The following is a 17,015-nucleotide window of genomic DNA, read 5'->3' on the forward strand; positions in this document are numbered from 1 at the left end:
GTCCAGTGCTCGGTTCGCAAGACGTGGCTCGTGCCATCGACTCAACACGGCAGGTTCCACCCCAGGCGAGAATCCACTCTCTCGCCCATCGTCGACGCATCGGATAAGGGGACAGACATCCGGACCTGCTTGTCAGCTATACCCCCTGGGGGTATGTTTGGGATGTTGTCAGTGAAGTGCTTTGTCCGAGCCGCCCGCAGCCGGGGAAACAACATAAGGAGTACACCCATGGACCACGACCACCACCACGGACGTGCCGCCCGGCAGGACACGTCCGGCGTTCCCCTCAGCAGGTCCGTCGTCGGCAACGCTCCTCACTCCCACCCCGGCCATGGCGGCGGCATGGATGATGAGCACATGGTGCACACCCAGGGCCAACACGCCGGACACAGCGTCGCGATGTTCAAGAACAGGTTCTGGCTGACGCTGGCCATGTCCGTGCCTGTCGTGTTCTTCAGCCCCATGTTCGGCGGGCTGCTGGGCTATACACCCCCGGTTTTCCTGGGCTCGGCCTGGATCCCGCCGGCGCTGGGCACGGTGATCTTCTTCTACGGCGGGCAGCCCTTCCTCAAAGGTGGCCTGGAGGAACTGAAGAGCCGAAAACCGGCCATGATGCTGCTGATCGCCATGGCGATCAGCGTCGCATTCATCGCCTCCTGGATCACCAGCCTCGGGATCGGCGGGTTCGACCTGGACTTCTGGTGGGAGCTGGCCCTGTTGGTGGCGATCATGCTGCTGGGGCACTGGATCGAGATGCGCGCACTCGGCTCCGCACGGGGTGCCCTGGACGCTCTTGCGGCTCTGTTGCCCGACGAGGCAGACCGGATTACCGCTGAGGGCACCGAAACCATCAAAGTCAGCGAGCTTGCGGCGGGGGACACCGTCCTGGTCCGCTCCGGAGCCCGAATGCCGGCCGACGGCACCATTGTTGACGGCCAGGCCGAGTTCGACGAATCGATGATCACCGGGGAATCCAGGACCGTCCTTCGCTCATCCGGCAGTAAGGTCATCGCCGGAACCATCGCCACAGACAACACCGTCCGCGTGCAGGTCACCGCTGTCGGGGACGACACCGCCCTGGCCGGAATCCAGCGCCTCGTCGCCGAGGCGCAGGCCTCCTCCTCCAAAGCCCAGGCCCTGGCCGACCGGGCCGCCGGTTTCCTGTTCTACTTCGCCGCCGGCGCCGGGGTCCTCACGTTCATCGTCTGGTCACTGCTGGGCAGCGTCCCCGACGCCGTGACCCGCACCGTCACCGTCCTCGTAATCGCCTGCCCCCACGCTCTTGGCCTGGCCATCCCCTTGGTCATCGCCATCTCCACCGAGCAGGCGGCACGGGCCGGTGTCCTGATCAAGAACCGGCTGGCACTGGAGCGCATGCGCACCATCGACGTTGTGCTCTTCGACAAGACCGGGACCCTCACCAAGGGCGAACCGGCACTCAAAGACGTCGCGACCGCCCAAGGCGTGGACCGGAACGATCTCCTGGCACTGGCAGCAGCCGTGGAAGCAGACAGTGAGCACCCGGTGGCACGGGCCATCGTCCGCGCCGCACGGGAGCAGAACCTGACGATTCCAGCGGCGTCCGGATTTTCGTCCATGACCGGCCGCGGTGTCCGCGCCACGGTCGACGGCAGGACCATCCACGTCGGCGGCCCGGCACTGCTCCGTGACCTCGAAGCCCACGAACCGAAATCATTGGCCGCCGCCACCGGGGCGTGGATGGACCGTGGCGCAGCCGTCCTGCACATCATTGACGGGCAAAGGATCCTCGGGGCCGTGAGCCTCGAGGACGCCGTCCGCACCGAATCCCGCCAGGCCGTCAAAGCCCTGCAGGACCGCGGCATCAAGGTCGCTATGATCACCGGCGACGCCCAACAGGTCGCATCCGCCGTCGCCGAAGAACTCAATATCGACGAGGTGTTCGCCGAAGTCCTCCCGGCAGACAAAGACAAGAAAGTCGCCGAACTGCAGGCCCGCGGACTCAAAGTCGCCATGGTCGGCGACGGCGTCAACGACTCCCCCGCGCTGGCCCGGGCCGAAGTGGGCATCGCAATCGGCACCGGCACCGATGTCGCGATGGAATCCGCCGGTGTGGTCCTAGCCGGCAACGACCCCCGCGCAGTCCTGTCCATGCTGGACCTCTCACGGGCAAGCTACCGGAAAATGTGGCAGAACCTCATCTGGGCCACCGGTTACAACATCATCTCCGTCCCGCTCGCCGCCGGCGTACTCGCCTTCGCCGGAGTCGTCCTCTCCCCTGCCACGGGAGCCGTACTGATGTCCATCTCCACAGTGGTCGTAGCCCTGAACGCGCAGCTGCTGCGCCGGCTAAAACTCAACCCCGCCCAAGTCCGTTGACCCCGGCAGCGGCCAGTGTGCACTGGAGCACATCCGGTCCGTCAGATAAGCACAAGGGTGCATCGGCCATGGGTGTGGAACAAGCGCGCTGACTACACCCGTTACCTTGTGGACCCGGCACGGCCAAGAGAACCAGCAGTACGGCATAGATCAGGACGACACCAGCTGCGGCCGCGACCGCCGCATCCCAAAAGTTCATGCCCTGGCTTCGTCCGGGGTTTGCCGCACTTCGCGTCTGGCCCGCAGCTCAGTCATGGACGGATTCACCGGTGACTTTGTGGTCGGCGTGGTTCAGGCCTTCCATCACGAGACGGGCCAGGTGTCCGCCGGCGATGCTGTAGATAATGTGGCGGCTGTCCTTGCGGGTGGTGACCAGACCGCTGAAGCGCAGTTTGGCCAGGTGCTGGCTCACCGAGGTCCGGGACGCCCCGGTGCGTTCCACCAGGAAGCCGACGTCCGAGGGTTCCTGGGCCAGGAGCCAAAGAATATGCAGCCGGGTGGGGTCAGAGAGCATCCGAAAGGTAGCGGTGGCCGCGTCCAGGCGGAGAGCGTCGGGGGCGTCCGGGTGTTGGAGGCTGGCGGCGGGGGCGCCTGTAATGTTGTCCACCGGCTCAGCCTTTCGTCGTCTCCGGCACTGGACCGGTCCTGAACGCCGCGGGCCAGAACTTGAAGGCCGCTGCCGTGCTTATGGCAGCCACCGCTGCCAGTACGGCGGCGGCCGCTGGCTGTCCCGCGACGGCGCCGACCCAGCCGGCCACGGGGTAGGTGATGATAAAGCAGGCATGGGAGAGGGAGAACTGGGCCGTGAAGATATACGACCGGGTTCTGTCCGTCGCGGCGCGGCGCAGCAGACGGGCAGAGGGTGTGTTGATCATCGAGGTCCCGGCGCCGAGCAGGGCCCACAGTCCCAGCAAGACCGGCCACGTTCCCGGTACGGCCAGCAGCGCGAACGCCCCGGCGAGTCCGAACGAGACCAGCACCGCTCCGGCCCGCATAAAGGCCCGGTCCGGTAACCTGTCCAGGATCGCCGGTGCCGTCAGCGCCACGGCCATGGAACCGGCGCCGTAGCAGGCAAGGGCGATGGCGACGTCGGTGTTGGAGCCGCCGAACAGGTCCCGGGCGTAGACGACGGTGTTCACCAGCACCAGGGCGGTCGCGGCCGCGACGGCCAGGTTCAGCGCCATCAGTCCCCGCAGCTCCGGAGTCTTCGCAAAGATCCGGGCGCCAAGGGTGGTCCGGTGCCAGAGGGTTCCTTCCTGCCGCACCGCCGGTGCGACCGGAAGGCGCGTTGTGACCACCAGGGCCGCCGAGAACAAGAACCCGGCCACGGTCCCCAGGAAGAGCTCATGAAAAGAGACCACTGTCAGCAGGGCCGCCGCAAGCGCCGGGCTGAGCAGGGACTCCAGGTCATAGGCAAGCCTGGAAAGCGAGAGCGCCCGGGTGTAGTGGCGTTCCTCGGGAAGTACCACCGGGATCAGCGACTGGAACGCCGGGGTGAACGTTGCCGAGGCGCTCTGCAGCACAAAGACCAAGACGTAGATCTGCCATGCCTGGTCCACCATCGGCAGCATCAGGGCAATGCCTGCCCGGATCAGGTCCGCGCCGACGAGCACCGCTTTTTTAGGCAGTCGCTCGACCAACGCCGCCATCACCGGGGCCACGAAAACATAGGCGAGCATCTTGATGGTCAGCGCAGTACCCAGCACCGCCCCGGCCTGGCCGCCGGCGAGGTCAAACGCCAGCAGACCCAGCGCCACGGTCAACAGGCCCGTGCCCAGCAGGGCGACGATCTGGGCCGAAAAGAGCTTCCGATAGGCCGGAACGGCCAGGACTTGAAGCAACGCGGCTCCTCACGGTAATGGCGAACAATCAACAAGTGCTTACATGTGCACATATTAGCCTAGCCCATAAGAACAATACAGAATTGTATGAATACATTCCCGCGTGTACTTTAGAGTTATGGAATCCCTTACCCGCGCTCCAGTGCTGGCACGGTTCGGCTACGCTGTCTCCGACCCGACCCGGGCCCGGATCCTGCTGGCGCTGGCCGAGGCGCCAGCCTATCCCTCCGACCTGGCCGATTCCCTCGGCGTCTCACGGCAGAGCATGTCCAACCATCTGACGTGCCTGCGCGGCTGCGGACTGGTGGTGGCCGTCCCCGACGGCCGCCGGAGCCGGTACGAGCTCGCCGACGAGCGGTTGGGCCACGCCATCGGCGACCTGCTCGGCGTCGTCCTGGCCGTGGACCCGGCCTGCTGCGCCCCCGACGGGACGTGCCTGGCATGACGGCCCTCTCGCTGGGACCGAACCCCGTCCGCCGGGCAGTGCTAAGCCGGCGCATCCGGCTGTTCGCTGCCGCCACCATCAGCTACAACGTCATCGAAGCGGTCATCGCCCTCTGGGCCGGCGGCGTCGCGGAGTCCTCGGCCCTGATCGGCTTCGGCCTGGATTCCGTAATCGAAGTGGCATCCGCCGTCGCCCTGTCCTGGCAGTTTGCCGCCCGGGATCCGGAACGGCGGGAGCACCTGACCCTGCGGCTCATCGCGATCTCCTTTTTCGCCCTCGCAGCCTTCGTCACCGTCGATTCTGTCAGCTCGCTGGCCGGCGGCGGCGAAGCGCGGCACTCCACGCCCGGCATCATCATCGCCGCCCTCAGCCTGGCCATCATGCCAATGTTGTCCTGGCTGCAGCGCCGCGCCGGACGGGAACTCGGCTCCCGGTCTGCGGTGGCGGACTCCAAACAAACCCTCCTGTGCACCTACCTCTCTGCCGTCCTGCTGCTCGGGCTGGTGTTGAACAGCACCCTGGGCTGGTGGTGGGCCGACGCCGGCGCCGCACTTCTGATCGCCGTGATCGCCGTCCGCGAAGGCCTCAACGCCTGGCGGGGCGACGTCTGCTGCACCGTGCCCGGCGGCACGGCTGATCTATCGGCGGTGGCGGCAAAGACCACCGGGGTGGACGAATCGTACGCCTGCTGCGGTGGCTGTGATTCCTCGCCCTGATCGACGGCTGTGGCCCCGGGTCCGGGTTTGGGCTCCACCCCGTCCGGCAGGTCGAGCCGGAATTACCGTTTATTCCACAGTCACCGGGCGCGGGCTGCCGGAGCCAGGAAACCCTCCAAATGCACGAGCGGTGACACGTCGGGGGACGGCCTCGAGAAAAGGTAACCCTGCCCGAATCGGCAACCCATCTTCAGCAGTAGGTCCAGTTGCCCGGTCGTTTCGATGCCCTCGGCGACGACCTCCAGCTTCAACGAATCCGCCAACCGAATGACGCCTTCCACAACCGCCCGGTCGTGTGCGGACGTTTCGATATCGCGCACGAACGTTATGTCCACCTTCAGCAGGTCGATGTCGAAGGCCCGAAGGTGGGAGAGGGATGAATAGCCCGTGCCGAAGTCGTCGATGGCAAGTCGCACACCGATGTCGCGGAGTTCGTGGAACATCTTGGCCGCGGAGCCGATCGCTTCGATCATCGCACTCTCGGTGAGCTCCAGCCAGAGTCGTTCCGGCGGCAACCCGGAGATGCTGAGAGCCTGCTTGACCACGGCGCCGAAGTCGTCCCGCGCGAACTGACGTGGAGACACGTTGACGCTGACGGCCATGGCGCCGTCCAGCGCCGCGGCGGCCCGGCACGCCTGGTTCAGGACCGTGCTTCCGATCTGCTTGATCAGGCCTGTCTCTTCGGCGATAGCGATGAAGTCACCCGGCAGCACGAGCCCGCGCTCGGGTCGGCGCCAGCGAGCCAGTGCTTCGGTGGCCACGACCGTTTGGTTCCGCAGATCCACTATCGGCTGGTACCAGGTCTCGATCTGGCCCAGGTCCACCGCGCTGCGCAGGGACATTTGGGTGTCCAGCGTTTGTGCGACCCGGCCGCGCAGCTCGTCGTCGAAAACTTCGTATCGCGCGCGCCCGTGGTCCTTCGCCAAGTACATGGCCTGGTCCGCGTTACGCAGAAGCGATTCAGGGTCATCGTCGCCGACGCCGAAAGCGATGCCGATGCTGGCATCCACGGATGCGATGTGCTCGCCGATCAGGATCGGCAGGGCGATGGATTTCTGGAGCTCATCCGCGAGCCGGGCGACGTCTTGCCGGCTGTCGACATCTGGGCAGACGACGACGAATTCGTCGCCGCCGAGGCGAGCCACCGTGTCCGACGCCCGAGTGCCGCGGCGCAGCCTGTCGGCGACTTCGGTCAGGACCAAGTCGCCGGAGTGGTGCCCGAGGCTGTCATTAACGACCTTGAACCGGTCCAGGTCGATAAACAACACGGCCACACCCTTGCCGTGGCGTCCCGCCTGGAGAAATGCCTGGGCAAGCCGGTCCAGCAGCAGCAGCCGGTTGGGCAGGTTCGTGAGCGGATCGTGAAAAGCGAGGTGCTCCACACGGGCCTCTGCCAGCCGGCGGGCAGTGATGTCCTCCAGCTGGTACAGGAGACCCCCCACGTGTTTGCCTTCGTGGATTTCAGCGACACTGACCTTCACCCACGTCTCCTCGGCATCGCTGCGCCGCATCCGTCGATCCATACGCTGCCGGGAGCCCTCCAGCAGCCCGGCCGGCAGGGCATCCTGGCCGACTGTTTCGAGCGGCATAAAAACCGCCTCAATGGACTCATCCAGCACACCTGTCGACCGGCCGGTCAGATCGAAGAGGCGCCGATTGGCCTCCAGCACCCGGCCATCGAGCGACACGATGGCGGTTCCGAGCGGGGACCAGGCAAAGGCCGCCTCGAACCGTGCCCGGGCGGCCGTCGCCGACTCCTCCGCGGCCCGCAGGGCAGTCACGTCCGTGATGCTGGCCAGGTGTCCGGTCACGGTTCCCTCATCGCGGATCGGCGTGGTGGTGACCTGCACCGAGTTGACCTGCCCGTCCGGCATGCGAAAACGAATCGTGCTCGAATAGGAGGTGCCGGCGGAGACGCATTCTCCCCATGCGGCCAGTACCCGTTCGACGTCGTCGGGGTGCAGCGCGGAGGACCAGCCGCTGCCCAGGGACTGGACCAGGGTCAGCCCGCTCATATTGAGCCACTGGTCGTTAGCGGAGAGAAGCCCTCCCCCGGCGTCGAGCTGCACGATGCCGACCGGTGCAAGCCGGACGAGCGCCTGGAGCGCGTCCGCTGTCTCTGCCAGTTCCCCGGTCCGAGCCACAACCATGGTCTCGAGCATGTGGTTTGTCTCGGCAAGCCTCCTCAGCGCGGCCTCACGTTGCCCATCGAGTTCGCGAAGCCTTAGAGCCGCCAGCCAGGTGAACGCGCAGCCGAGGAACGTCATACTCAAGACGAGCATCGCGACGGCGAACGGGGTGTCGAACCAGCCCATACGCTGCGCCGTCAGGCACATCCAGCCGAGGGCGAACGGACCACCGATGAAGAACGGTATCGCCGGGCGAAGCAGCTTTCCTGCGCTGCCTGCGTCCCGCGACAGTCCGGCCAAACCAGTGGAAGGGTGCTGAAGCAGTATCGCCGCCGACAGCACTGCAATCCCGAGGGCCGTGGGCAAGGCCATGCTGGTGTACCCAGCAACTGTGTAAAGAGAGGAAACGCCATAGATATAGCCGAGGATCGCGATATGACTGATGCCCATGGCTGCGAGGGCCAGCGCGCTTCGGACAAGTCTGCCGGAAAGGAGGGAGCCGCCCAACACCAACAGCGAGAAGGCCGTGGACGGCGCCATCCGCGGCAGGCTCCCGCGCCACTCGATTCCCGGCAGCAAGGTATCGATGCCAAGCGAGGTTCCCAGTATGTTTTCGACAAATGACAGGCCGCCGATGACGAATATAGCCGAACCGAGGACTGCGGTGAGACGCCGATGGTCAACTGCGATCAGCGAAATCGAGAGGAGCACTATTCCCAGCGCCGCCGTCGGCTTCATCGAGAGTAGCCCGCTCGCCAGCAGTGCACCTCCGGTGTACCAGCCGAACAGGACGGCGAGCCCTACTGCGCCGACCAGGGCTGCTCCGGTACGCCCAACCAGCTGCATGTCATTCCCTTGTTCCCGAAGGGGGCAGACGTGCCGACCAACGTAAGAAGACTACAGGCAGGGCGCATTAGGGTTCGCGGAGCGTGATCAGCCGGGGCGCTGAGCGCACGGTGTACTTCCACTTGGTCTCGACCGGGCCACGGATGTCGCCTTCCTGCGCCCCCGCCACGGATGGAGCCGTGAGCGCTGTGGCGGGGAAGCAGAAGAGCTAGTGGCTTTTGCCAAGGGTGGAGTGTCAGGCGCTGGCTGCGCTCCGGTTGATCTCGCCGTTTACCCCCTTGGGGAAGAACCCGCCTTCTCTTTCGGCTTTGGCGGTGAGGTACGCGATGTTCAGGACCTGCCCCGGGCTGCGGCTGAAAGCGACCGCCGACCCGCTTTTGCCGGGCGCTGAGAACCCGGATGGTGGCATTACCCGCACAGTCGTAGGCTATTTTGGAGACCAGACACTAGCGGCCTGGCCTCGGGCCCCGAAGGAGTATCGAGTGGACAGTAATGCCGGTACGTGGTTCCTGAGTCGCGCTGAGCGGGGGAATCTGGCCACGGACGTACACGCCGGCGGTGCCGGATCCCCGTCGTGGTCGGAGGGCAACCTGGTGCGGCCCCTCATCCATGGAGCGAGCTACTTCGCCCGCCTGCATGAGGAGCTAACAGACCTGCAGGCGGGAGACCGTGTGTGGTTCACCGATTGGCGTGGCGATGCCGACGAGCGGCTCCTGCCGGACGGACCGTCGATTGGCGATCTGCTCGCGGGGTTGGCCCGCACGGGAGTCGAAGTGCGGGGCCTTGTCTGGAGATCCCACGGGGAGCGCGTATCGGCCCCGATCAGCGGCCGGGCCAATGAGCTCTTAAGTCGTCAGATCAACGACGCCGGAGGAGAGGTGCTGCTGGATCAGCGTGTCCGCCTGTTCGGCTCCCATCACCAAAAACTGTTCGTCATCCGCCGTCGGGACAATCCGTCGCGGGACATTGCTTTCGTTGGCGGGCTCGACCTTTCCCACAGCCGTCGAGACGATGCCGATCACGCGGGAGATCCGCAAGCGGTGGACATGGATCCCCGATACGGGAAACAACCGCCGTGGCACGATGCCGCCCTCGAACTGCGTGGCCCAGTGGTGGCAGACGTGCTGGCCGTGTTCGCAGAACGTTGGAACGACCCCCATCCTCTGGACCGGCGCACTCCCTACCGGATGCTGCTGCAACGTCTCGCCCGGATGCCCCGGCACCCCGAACCGCTCCCGGCAACTGCGCCCCCGCCACCACCGGCCGGCCCTCATGCCGTGCAGCTGCTGCGCACCTACGGGGTGAAACATCCCCCGTTTCCGTTCGCACCAAATGGGGAGCGCAGCGTCGCGCGCGGATACGCGAAAGCCTTTGCCCGCGCCCGTTCGCTGATCTACATCGAGGATCAATACCTGTGGTCGGCAGAGGTCGCAGCAGGCATCGTTGAAGCTCTCGAACGGAATCCCGAGCTGAGGGTCATTGCCGTCGTGCCCCGTTACCCTGACTCTGATGGGCCTGTCGCCGGGCCGCCCAGCCGGATCGGGCAACTGCGGGCCCTCAAAATGCTGCACCGGGTCGCACCCGGCAGGGTCGGCGTGTTCGACCTGGAGAACCGCTCGGGAACACCGATCTACGTCCACGCCAAGATCTGCATCATTGACGACACCTGGTTTACCTGCGGCTCAGACAATTTCAACCGCCGGTCCTGGACCACCGACAGCGAGCTCACCTGCGCCGTCTTCGACACCACCGCCGACAATCGGGGAACGCCCGGCACAGACACCGGCGACGGCGCTTCCCGGCCGTTGGCCCGCGGGCTCCGGCTCCAACTCTGGGCCGAGCACCTTGGCCTGGACCAGAACGACCCACGGCTCCACGACCCTGCGGCCGGACTCGAGCTTTGGAACACCACCGCCGATGCTCTTGACCACTGGCACGAAACCGGCCAGCGCCCACCCCGGCCCACGGGAAACGTGCGACACCACACGCCAGAACCCGTCTCGGCCCTCCAACGCCTCTGGGCGGATCCAATCAGCCGTCTCGTCGTGGATCCGGACGGCCGCCCCCGCCGGCTGCGAGGCACTGACCGGTTTTAGCCAGGCAACCTGTGAGTACGGCATGGGCCGCTCCTCCCCCAGCGATTGACTGCGGCGCAGCAGCCCCGACGGCAATCCCCCGGAGTTCCTTGGCACGGAGTCCCGGGGCGCAACCGGTACCGACTTGAGCCTGGCCCCGAAGTACGGGCAAAGTACGACGCTGCATCCGCTGACCTGGTGACAGCACTGGACCTCGTTGAAGAGAACGGTGACCAGAGCGACCGCGAGACGGAGTCTCGGCTCGATGCCTCCCACGAGTCTTATCTCGGTTCAATTGCCCGCATGTTCGACGCTGTAGATACTGGCAACACACCACTCGCCCTCAAAATCGACGGCGAAGAAGTCGACCCCAAGTTCGACGCCTTTGCAGAGACCGTCCGTTCGGCCGCTCAGGGGCACCGCGAAAATTCAGTTTCTCAGCTGGCGAAGCTCCGGGCGATGGAGGAACTCACCGGCTGGCTGACACCCTGGGTCTTTGTACTCGGGCTCCTCCTGGCCGCGGCGATGGCCTTCGTCACGCGGGGCCATCGCCGGCTACTGGACCGTGAACGGCGTCAGGCGTTGCGCGACTCGCTTCACGATGCCCTGACCGGTCTGCCGAACCGCGTGTTGCTCTTTGACCGTTGCGGCAAGGAGCTCGCTGCGGCTGAGCGCACCGGCGCGGCAGTCGGACTGTTGCTCATCGATCTGGACCGGTTCAAGGAGATCAACGACACCTTCGGTCACCACTACGGTGACGAGCTGTTGAAACAGGTCGGCACCAGGCTTCGTTCGGTGTTGCACGAGACCCACACCATTGCCCGGCTCGGCGGTGACGAGTTTGCCGTCCTGCTCCCGGACATCACCGACGTCGAATCGGCCAAGGATGTCGGCACCGCGTTGCGGGACGCACTCGAGGCCCCGTTCCTGATCGACGGGGTCGCCCTCGATGTGGAAGCCAGCGTCGGGGTGGTGCTCTCCGGGCAGCACGGCATCAACGCCACGGTGCTGCTGCAGCGGGCGGACATCGCCATGTATGTCGCCAAGGCCGGGAATCTCGGCGTCTGCGCCTACGACCCGGACCTGGACGGGCACAGCCCCGCCAAACTCGCCCTTCTCGGGGACCTCCGCCGGGCCCTGACCGCGGACCAACTCGTACTCCACTACCAGCCCAAGGTAAGCCTCGACAGTGGAGAAATCCTCGGAGCTGAGGCCCTTGTCCGGTGGGAACACCCCGACAGGGGATTGATCTTCCCGGATGACTTTATCCCGCTGGCCGAACACACCGGCTTGATCGGCCCCTTGACCACCCACGTGCTGGAAGCCGCTCTCGCCCAGACCAGGGCCTGGCTAGCCTCCGGAGTCCCCTTGACCATGTCCGTCAATTTGTCCGCGCGCAGCCTGCTCGATGACGGACTGCCCCGGCAGATTGCCGATCTGCTCGCACGCCACGGGGTGCCGGCCGAACTGCTCGAGCTTGAGATCACCGAAAGCGCACTGATGGCCGATCCCGCCCGGGCCCAGCGCCTGCTGGAAGCCCTGGCAGCCATGGGTGTCCGACTGTCCATCGATGACTTCGGCTCAGGCTATACCAGTCTGGGCCAGCTCAAGGACTTGCCCGTGACCGAGATCAAGATCGACAGATCATTCATCACCAGTATGGCAACGGAGCCAAGCGATGCCCTGATTGCGCGCAGCATCATCGACCTCGGCCACAGTCTTGGGCTGACCGTCCTGGCCGAGGGCGTCGAGACCGCCGAGACGCTTACGCATCTGAGGACGTTCGACTGCGACGTCGTCCAGGGGTACTACATCTGCTGCCCTATGCCCGCAGCGACATTCGATGCATGGCGGGCCTCATACCCAACCAGCACGATGCTCAGGCCCGAGGAACCTGCCCCGGCCGAATAACCGGTCGCAGGCAGTGGACGCATATCCTGCTCATCCACCACCCGGCAACTGCTCCCCTTGTCCCGACGGCGCCCGCGTCGGATTATCACTAGGCACTGCGATCCCACCGGGAAAACCGCTCAGCCACGCGGACGTGTCGATCGCAGTGCTGGGATGTCCACAAGCGTGCGGCAGGATGGGCACCATGGTCATTGCAAAGTCTGTGCTGCTGTTCATCCTGGCTGCTGTTGCCGAGATAGGCGGGGCCTGGATGGTGTGGCAGGCCGTCAGGGAAGGCCGGGAGTGGTGGTGGGCCGGTCTCGGAGTCATTGCCCTGGGCCTGTACGGGTTCGTGGCGACACTGCAGCCCGACGCGCACTTCGGGCGGATCCTGGCCGCGTATGGTGGCGTGTTCGTCGCCGGGTCCCTGGTATGGGGCGTGGTCTTCGATGGGTTCCGCCCGGACCGCTGGGACGTGGTCGGGTCCCTGATCTGTGTCGCGGGGGTGTCGGTGATCATGTTCGCTCCCCGTGGGCCCGTTTCCTAGGATTCCGGCCAGGCGGGCGAAGGTACCGGCGGGCACAGCGTGTTGCCGTCCAATCAGAAGACGCGGCAGCGCCCGGCACGGGGTTTGTTTGTCTTTTCAGGCGCAGGACCAGCGCATGATGATGTGGTTATGGCAGATTGCTGGTCCCGTTGACCGCACGATTCCGTGGGTCTAGATTCAATTCATTACTTGGTGAATCAGGCACCTGCAAAGGAAACCATGTCCCGGTCAGCAGCAGCCGTGCAGGTGAGCGGCCTGTCCATCGTCAGGGCGCACAAAGTCATTCTCCAGGAGCTGAAATTCAGCATTCCGGCGGGCCGGATCACCGGGTTGCTGGGTCCCTCCGGCAGCGGCAAGACCACCTTGATGCGCACGATCGTTGGGGTCCAACGCATTACCTCCGGCTCCGTGACGGTGTTGGGGAGGCCCGCCGGCGATCCTGCCCTCCGCCATGAGCTTGGCTACGTCACCCAGTCCCCCAGCGTTTACCCAGACCTCAGCGTCGAAGCGAACGTGCGGTATTTCGGTGCCATGCACGGCAGACACCGGCGCGACGCCGCCGCGGCGATTGCCGCCGTCGGGCTCGAAGGGCACGCCAGGATCAAGACTGCAGACCTTTCCGGGGGCGAACTCAGCCGCGTGTCGCTGGCCTGCGCCCTCGTGGCGCGCCCGAAGCTGCTCATCCTGGACGAACCGACCGTCGGCCTGGACCCCGTCCTCCGCGCGGACCTCTGGGAACGCTTCGGCGCCATGTCCTCGTCCGGCACCAGCCTGCTGATTTCGAGCCATGTTATGGAAGAGGCCAGTCACTGTGCATCGCTGCTGCTCCTGCGGCAAGGCCGGCTATTGGCTTCGCTCACCCCGGATGAGCTCAGCAACCGGGGCGGAAGCGAGGACTTGGAGTTGGCGTTCCTGAACATCATCAGGAAGGCCGAAGCCGACGACGGCCTTCCCAACGGCCCGGGCACTAAACCGCGTCCCGGAGCCAACAGCCTTCCGGCAGCTGGAATGAGAGTGACGGAATGAATCCGCGCATGATGCTCGCCACAACGGCGCGCGTTCTGGACCAACTGCGCCACGACCAACGCAGCGTGGCGCTGATGCTTGTGGTACCTACGCTGCTGCTAACCGCTGTCTATTTCCTCTACGAAAACGAGACCGTGCCGCCCGGTGCGCCGAGGACCTTCGACCGGGTAGGTCTGATGATGCTGGCGATCTTCCCGTTCGTGGTGATGTTCCTCGTCACGTCGATCACGATGCTGCGCGAAAGGACCTCCGGCACGCTGGAGCGGCTGCTGACCACCCCCATCCACAAAGCCGACCTGCTGTTCGGCTATGGGCTGGCGTTCTCCATCATGGCCGCCCTCCAGTCGTTCGTCGCCACCGGCGTCGCCTACTGGGTATTCGGCCTGGAGATCAAAGGCAGCGCGGGGCTCGTGGTAATGATCGCCGTCGTCAACGCGGTGCTGGGCGTGGCGCTGGGCCTGCTGTGTTCCGCTTTCGCCCGGACGGAGTTCCAGGCTGTGCAGTTCATGCCGGTTGTGGTGGTACCGCAGATCCTGCTGTGCGGGCTGTTCGTCGCGCGGGACCGGATGAACGGGCTCCTGGAAGCAGTCTCTAACGTGCTGCCGCTGACATTCTCGGTGGATGCCCTGAAGGAGATCGCCGGCCACAGCGATGCCACGGAACTACTGTGGCAAGACACCGGCATCATGGCAGCGATCGTCCTGGCTGTGTTGGTCCTGGCCTCGCTGACTCTGCGCCGGCGGAACCCGTGAGCGGCCACCAGCCCAACGGCGGCCAACCCGGGGCCCGGCCGGGCCTGGTCACCTTGGAAGACTGGCACAACGGCAGAAGAAGTGACCGTTCTGTAATGATGGACCCATGAATCCGACAAACATCCGCCATCACCAGGAGTCCGTAACGGTCCAGGCATCAGCCGAGACACTCTACGACTTGGTCTCTGACATCACCCGCACCGGCGAGTGGAGCCCAGTCTGTACCTCGTGTTGGTGGGACGATGCGGTCAATGCCGGCCAGCTCGGTGCCTGGTTCACCGGGCGTAATGAGCTCCCGCACCGGTCCTGGGAGACCCGGTCGCAGGTGGTGGCTGCCGAGCGCGGTCGCGAGTTCGCCTGGGTGGTGGGTGGCAGCTTGGTCCGCTGGGGCTTCGCCCTGACTCCAGCAGACACCGGGACGACCCTGAGCGAATCTTGGGACTTCCTGCCCGGCGGGATCGCCATGTTCGAGGAGAAGTACGGTGACGGCGCCAACGTCCAGATCACCGACCGCACCCAGCAGGCGCTCGACGGTATCCCGAAAACGCTCGCCGCGATCAAGCGGATCGCCGAGTCCATCGCTGCAAGTGAGGAGGCCCAGTCATGACCGGCTCAATCGGCATATCCAACCTCCCCACGCAGATCTGCGACCAATCTTGGCCGCGATCACCCTCCACGGAGTCCCCGAGAAGCTAGCAGATCGGGCCGGAATAGGGTGGCTAACCCGTTGACGCCACGGCGAACAGTCCTGCCACCCCGATGAGGTACAGGACGAGGACGACGAGTGAGTCAACACCCATTCCCAGGATTTTGTGTGCGGGCCGAAAAATCAGTCCCAGCATGTAAACCAGGGTCAGAAGGATGCCGAGGGCGGTGAGGTAGATGTCGGTGGCGTGCGCCTGGGGCAGCACGGGTTTGCCGGAGATGAGGACGGCGGCGAGGAACAGGACGGGTAGGAATGCGTTGCCGCCGAAAATGTCGCTGAAGGCCAGTCTGTAGTCGCCCTGCTTCACTGAGGCCAGGCCGGTGGAGATTTCCGGCAACGATGTCGCGAGCGCAAGGAATGTTGCCCCGAAGAGGACACCGGAGAGCCCGATGTGTCCGGCGATGGCTTCCCCACTGCGTTCAAGCACCACCCCTGCGCCGAGGGTCGCCGCAGCCGCAACAAGGAAGATCAGCATCGACTTGCCCGTCCCCGAAGCCTTGGTTCCGCCGGCCCTAGCTGTCTTGCTGTGACCCTGGGGCTTGTCCTGGCTAGCGGGGGCGTGGCCCTGCCCGTGCCACGGGAGGGACTTCTGGGACCGCTGTACGAGGAAAAGGCCGAGCAGCCAGATCAGAGCTATCAGCACGGCCGCAGGAGTGAGGCGAAACGCGACAAGGCCCGCAGGCATCTGGCTTCCGGCGATCACCACCCCGAGTACGCCGATCACGGTGATTGCCTCGATGACCAGGGTCAGTGATGCGGCCTGGTAACTCAGCGGTTTTTTGCCCTTAGTCCCAAAGACATCCAGAACGACCAGCACCACCGTCTGGATGGCGATGCCGCCCAGAATGTTCCCGACAGCCACGCCGATGTTCCCCGCCGCAGCCGCACTGAAGGTGATCGCAAGCTCGGGCAGATTCGTCGCGACGGCCAGCAGAATCAGCCCGCCAAGCGCGGATCCGAGATGCAGGCGGACGTCAAGAACATCGGTTTGTCGGGACAGTTGGATCCCGGCGGACCAGATTACGGCCGCCGCAGCCACGAAAATCAGCAATAGCAACGCCAGCGGAAAAGATTCCATTTACATACTCCATTTCCGGCCGGTTGAGCTGCTGGTGCAGCTTCACCGCGGTCCGGGGGAAAATAGCAAAACCGTTGCACTAACGAAAACATCAGTCTACTGAATCTGTTCCATCCCGGGCCTGAGACGGGGAGTATCCGGTACCGGCGGGGGTGAACCGCGGAATCGCGTACTGCCGTGGGCAGGACTGCCTGTTGCCTGGCTGCGAGTGGCGGGGATGGCGTTTGCTCAGGTGCGCCTCAGTGTTTGCCCTGTTTCGAGCTTCTGGCGGGGTTATGGCCCCGCGCGGGTCCTGGAAAACATCGGCAGGTACCGCAGTGCATTGCGGAAGCCGGACAAGCCCATCCGCGTGCAGTGGCAGGACACCGTCGTCGTCGCAGTTCTCGGCAAGGGTTGAGTGCTTGGACTGGTCCGAACCGCCTGATCCGGGCACGCCGGGATAGCTACCGACGGCGTCCGGAGCAGTGCTTCGAAGCAGGCGCCCTGGAACCGGAACCAGTGGGCCGCGATGTCGCCCTCCACGCAGGTGCCGGAGCCGAACAGTGCCCGGCTCCCCTCGCGGGTTCCGGCGACGGCGAAGGTGATGTCCGGCCAGGCTCTGGCTTC

At 65.2% G+C, this 17,015-nt stretch carries 14 protein-coding genes; 9 read left to right on the forward strand and 5 right to left on the reverse strand.

Annotated elements, in window-relative coordinates:
* Positions 1 to 228: 228 nt before the first annotated feature.
* Positions 229 to 2,358, forward strand: a complete 2,130-nt coding sequence (locus tag ABIB49_RS16220) for a copper-translocating P-type ATPase (protein WP_283480937.1) — start codon at positions 229 to 231, stop codon at positions 2,356 to 2,358.
* Positions 2,359 to 2,605: 247 nt separating this feature from the next.
* On the opposite strand, the gene ABIB49_RS16225 is transcribed toward ABIB49_RS16220, so the two are convergent.
* Positions 2,606 to 2,965: an ArsR/SmtB family transcription factor gene (locus ABIB49_RS16225; RefSeq protein ID WP_226774279.1), complete on the reverse strand. Its 360-nt coding sequence runs from the start codon at positions 2,963 to 2,965 to the stop codon at positions 2,606 to 2,608.
* 4 nt (positions 2,966 to 2,969) lie between these two features.
* Positions 2,970 to 4,199: an MFS transporter gene (locus ABIB49_RS16230; protein ID WP_226774280.1), complete on the reverse strand. Its 1,230-nt coding sequence runs from the start codon at positions 4,197 to 4,199 to the stop codon at positions 2,970 to 2,972.
* 118 nt (positions 4,200 to 4,317) lie between these two features.
* Between ABIB49_RS16230 and ABIB49_RS16235 the strand changes: the two genes are divergently transcribed.
* Entirely contained in the window at positions 4,318 to 4,644 is a 327-nt protein-coding gene (locus ABIB49_RS16235) for an ArsR/SmtB family transcription factor (protein WP_226774281.1), read from the forward strand.
* Complete coding sequence (locus tag ABIB49_RS16240) at positions 4,641 to 5,360, forward strand: cation diffusion facilitator family transporter (RefSeq protein WP_226774282.1); 720 nt, start codon at positions 4,641 to 4,643, stop codon at positions 5,358 to 5,360. The genes ABIB49_RS16235 and ABIB49_RS16240 overlap by 4 nt, the downstream gene beginning before the upstream one ends.
* Positions 5,361 to 5,440: 80 nt before the next feature.
* Here the strand turns inward: ABIB49_RS16240 and ABIB49_RS16245 are convergent, their stop codons facing one another.
* Both ABIB49_RS16245 and ABIB49_RS16250 read right to left on the reverse strand, forming a co-directional pair.
* Positions 5,441 to 8,335: a putative bifunctional diguanylate cyclase/phosphodiesterase gene (locus ABIB49_RS16245; RefSeq protein ID WP_283480940.1), complete on the reverse strand. Its 2,895-nt coding sequence runs from the start codon at positions 8,333 to 8,335 to the stop codon at positions 5,441 to 5,443.
* A gap of 235 nt (positions 8,336 to 8,570) precedes the next feature.
* Complete coding sequence (locus tag ABIB49_RS16250) at positions 8,571 to 8,744, reverse strand: hypothetical protein (protein ID WP_283480941.1); 174 nt, start codon at positions 8,742 to 8,744, stop codon at positions 8,571 to 8,573.
* 73 nt (positions 8,745 to 8,817) lie between these two features.
* On the opposite strand from ABIB49_RS16250, the gene ABIB49_RS16255 reads away from it, so the two are divergent.
* The 6 genes from ABIB49_RS16255 (at position 8,818) to ABIB49_RS16280 (ending at position 15,232) form a co-directional block, all read left to right on the forward strand.
* On the forward strand, positions 8,818 to 10,431 hold the full coding sequence (locus ABIB49_RS16255; RefSeq protein ID WP_283480942.1) for a phospholipase D family protein: 1,614 nt from the start codon (positions 8,818 to 8,820) through the stop codon (positions 10,429 to 10,431).
* A gap of 177 nt (positions 10,432 to 10,608) precedes the next feature.
* A complete protein-coding gene (locus tag ABIB49_RS16260; RefSeq protein ID WP_283480943.1) occupies positions 10,609 to 12,321 on the forward strand; it encodes a putative bifunctional diguanylate cyclase/phosphodiesterase in 1,713 nt (570 codons plus the stop codon).
* Between the two features lie 184 nt (positions 12,322 to 12,505).
* On the forward strand, positions 12,506 to 12,847 hold the full coding sequence (locus tag ABIB49_RS16265; protein WP_253032947.1) for a YnfA family protein: 342 nt from the start codon (positions 12,506 to 12,508) through the stop codon (positions 12,845 to 12,847).
* A 219-nt stretch (positions 12,848 to 13,066) separates the two neighbouring features.
* The gene (locus ABIB49_RS16270) at positions 13,067 to 13,873 is read left to right on the forward strand and encodes an ABC transporter ATP-binding protein (protein WP_283480944.1); all 807 of its coding nucleotides are present in this window, start codon (positions 13,067 to 13,069) and stop codon (positions 13,871 to 13,873) included.
* Positions 13,874 to 13,881: 8 nt separating this feature from the next.
* Positions 13,882 to 14,625 carry an ABC transporter permease gene (locus ABIB49_RS16275; protein ID WP_226776292.1) on the forward strand — a complete coding sequence of 248 codons (744 nt, stop codon included), beginning with the start codon at positions 13,882 to 13,884 and terminating at the stop codon, positions 14,623 to 14,625.
* A 106-nt stretch (positions 14,626 to 14,731) separates the two neighbouring features.
* Complete coding sequence (locus ABIB49_RS16280; RefSeq protein WP_226776283.1) at positions 14,732 to 15,232, forward strand: SRPBCC family protein; 501 nt, start codon at positions 14,732 to 14,734, stop codon at positions 15,230 to 15,232.
* 112 nt (positions 15,233 to 15,344) lie between these two features.
* Here ABIB49_RS16280 and ABIB49_RS16285 read toward each other — a convergent pair whose 3' ends face one another.
* Complete coding sequence (locus ABIB49_RS16285) at positions 15,345 to 16,409, reverse strand: sodium:calcium antiporter (protein WP_226776282.1); 1,065 nt, start codon at positions 16,407 to 16,409, stop codon at positions 15,345 to 15,347.
* Positions 16,410 to 17,015: the final 606 nt, after the last annotated feature.

The sequence above is a fragment of the Arthrobacter sp. UYCu512 genome, assembly GCF_040547075.1.
Classification (GTDB): domain Bacteria; phylum Actinomycetota; class Actinomycetes; order Actinomycetales; family Micrococcaceae; genus Arthrobacter.

Coding starts and splice junctions, on each gene's coding strand:
- ABIB49_RS16220 (WP_283480937.1), top strand. CDS start 229: ATGGACCACGACCACCACCACGGACGTGCCGCCCGGCAGGACACGTCC.
- ABIB49_RS16235 (WP_226774281.1), top strand. CDS start 4,318: ATGGAATCCCTTACCCGCGCTCCAGTGCTGGCACGGTTCGGCTACGCT.
- ABIB49_RS16240 (WP_226774282.1), top strand. CDS start 4,641: ATGACGGCCCTCTCGCTGGGACCGAACCCCGTCCGCCGGGCAGTGCTA.
- ABIB49_RS16245 (WP_283480940.1), bottom strand. CDS start 8,335: ATGCAGCTGGTTGGGCGTACCGGAGCAGCCCTGGTCGGCGCAGTAGGG.
- ABIB49_RS16250 (WP_283480941.1), bottom strand. CDS start 8,744: ATGCCACCATCCGGGTTCTCAGCGCCCGGCAAAAGCGGGTCGGCGGTC.
- ABIB49_RS16265 (WP_253032947.1), top strand. CDS start 12,506: ATGGTCATTGCAAAGTCTGTGCTGCTGTTCATCCTGGCTGCTGTTGCC.
- ABIB49_RS16270 (WP_283480944.1), top strand. CDS start 13,067: ATGTCCCGGTCAGCAGCAGCCGTGCAGGTGAGCGGCCTGTCCATCGTC.
- ABIB49_RS16275 (WP_226776292.1), top strand. CDS start 13,882: ATGATGCTCGCCACAACGGCGCGCGTTCTGGACCAACTGCGCCACGAC.
- ABIB49_RS16280 (WP_226776283.1), top strand. CDS start 14,732: ATGAATCCGACAAACATCCGCCATCACCAGGAGTCCGTAACGGTCCAG.
- ABIB49_RS16285 (WP_226776282.1), bottom strand. CDS start 16,409: ATGGAATCTTTTCCGCTGGCGTTGCTATTGCTGATTTTCGTGGCTGCG.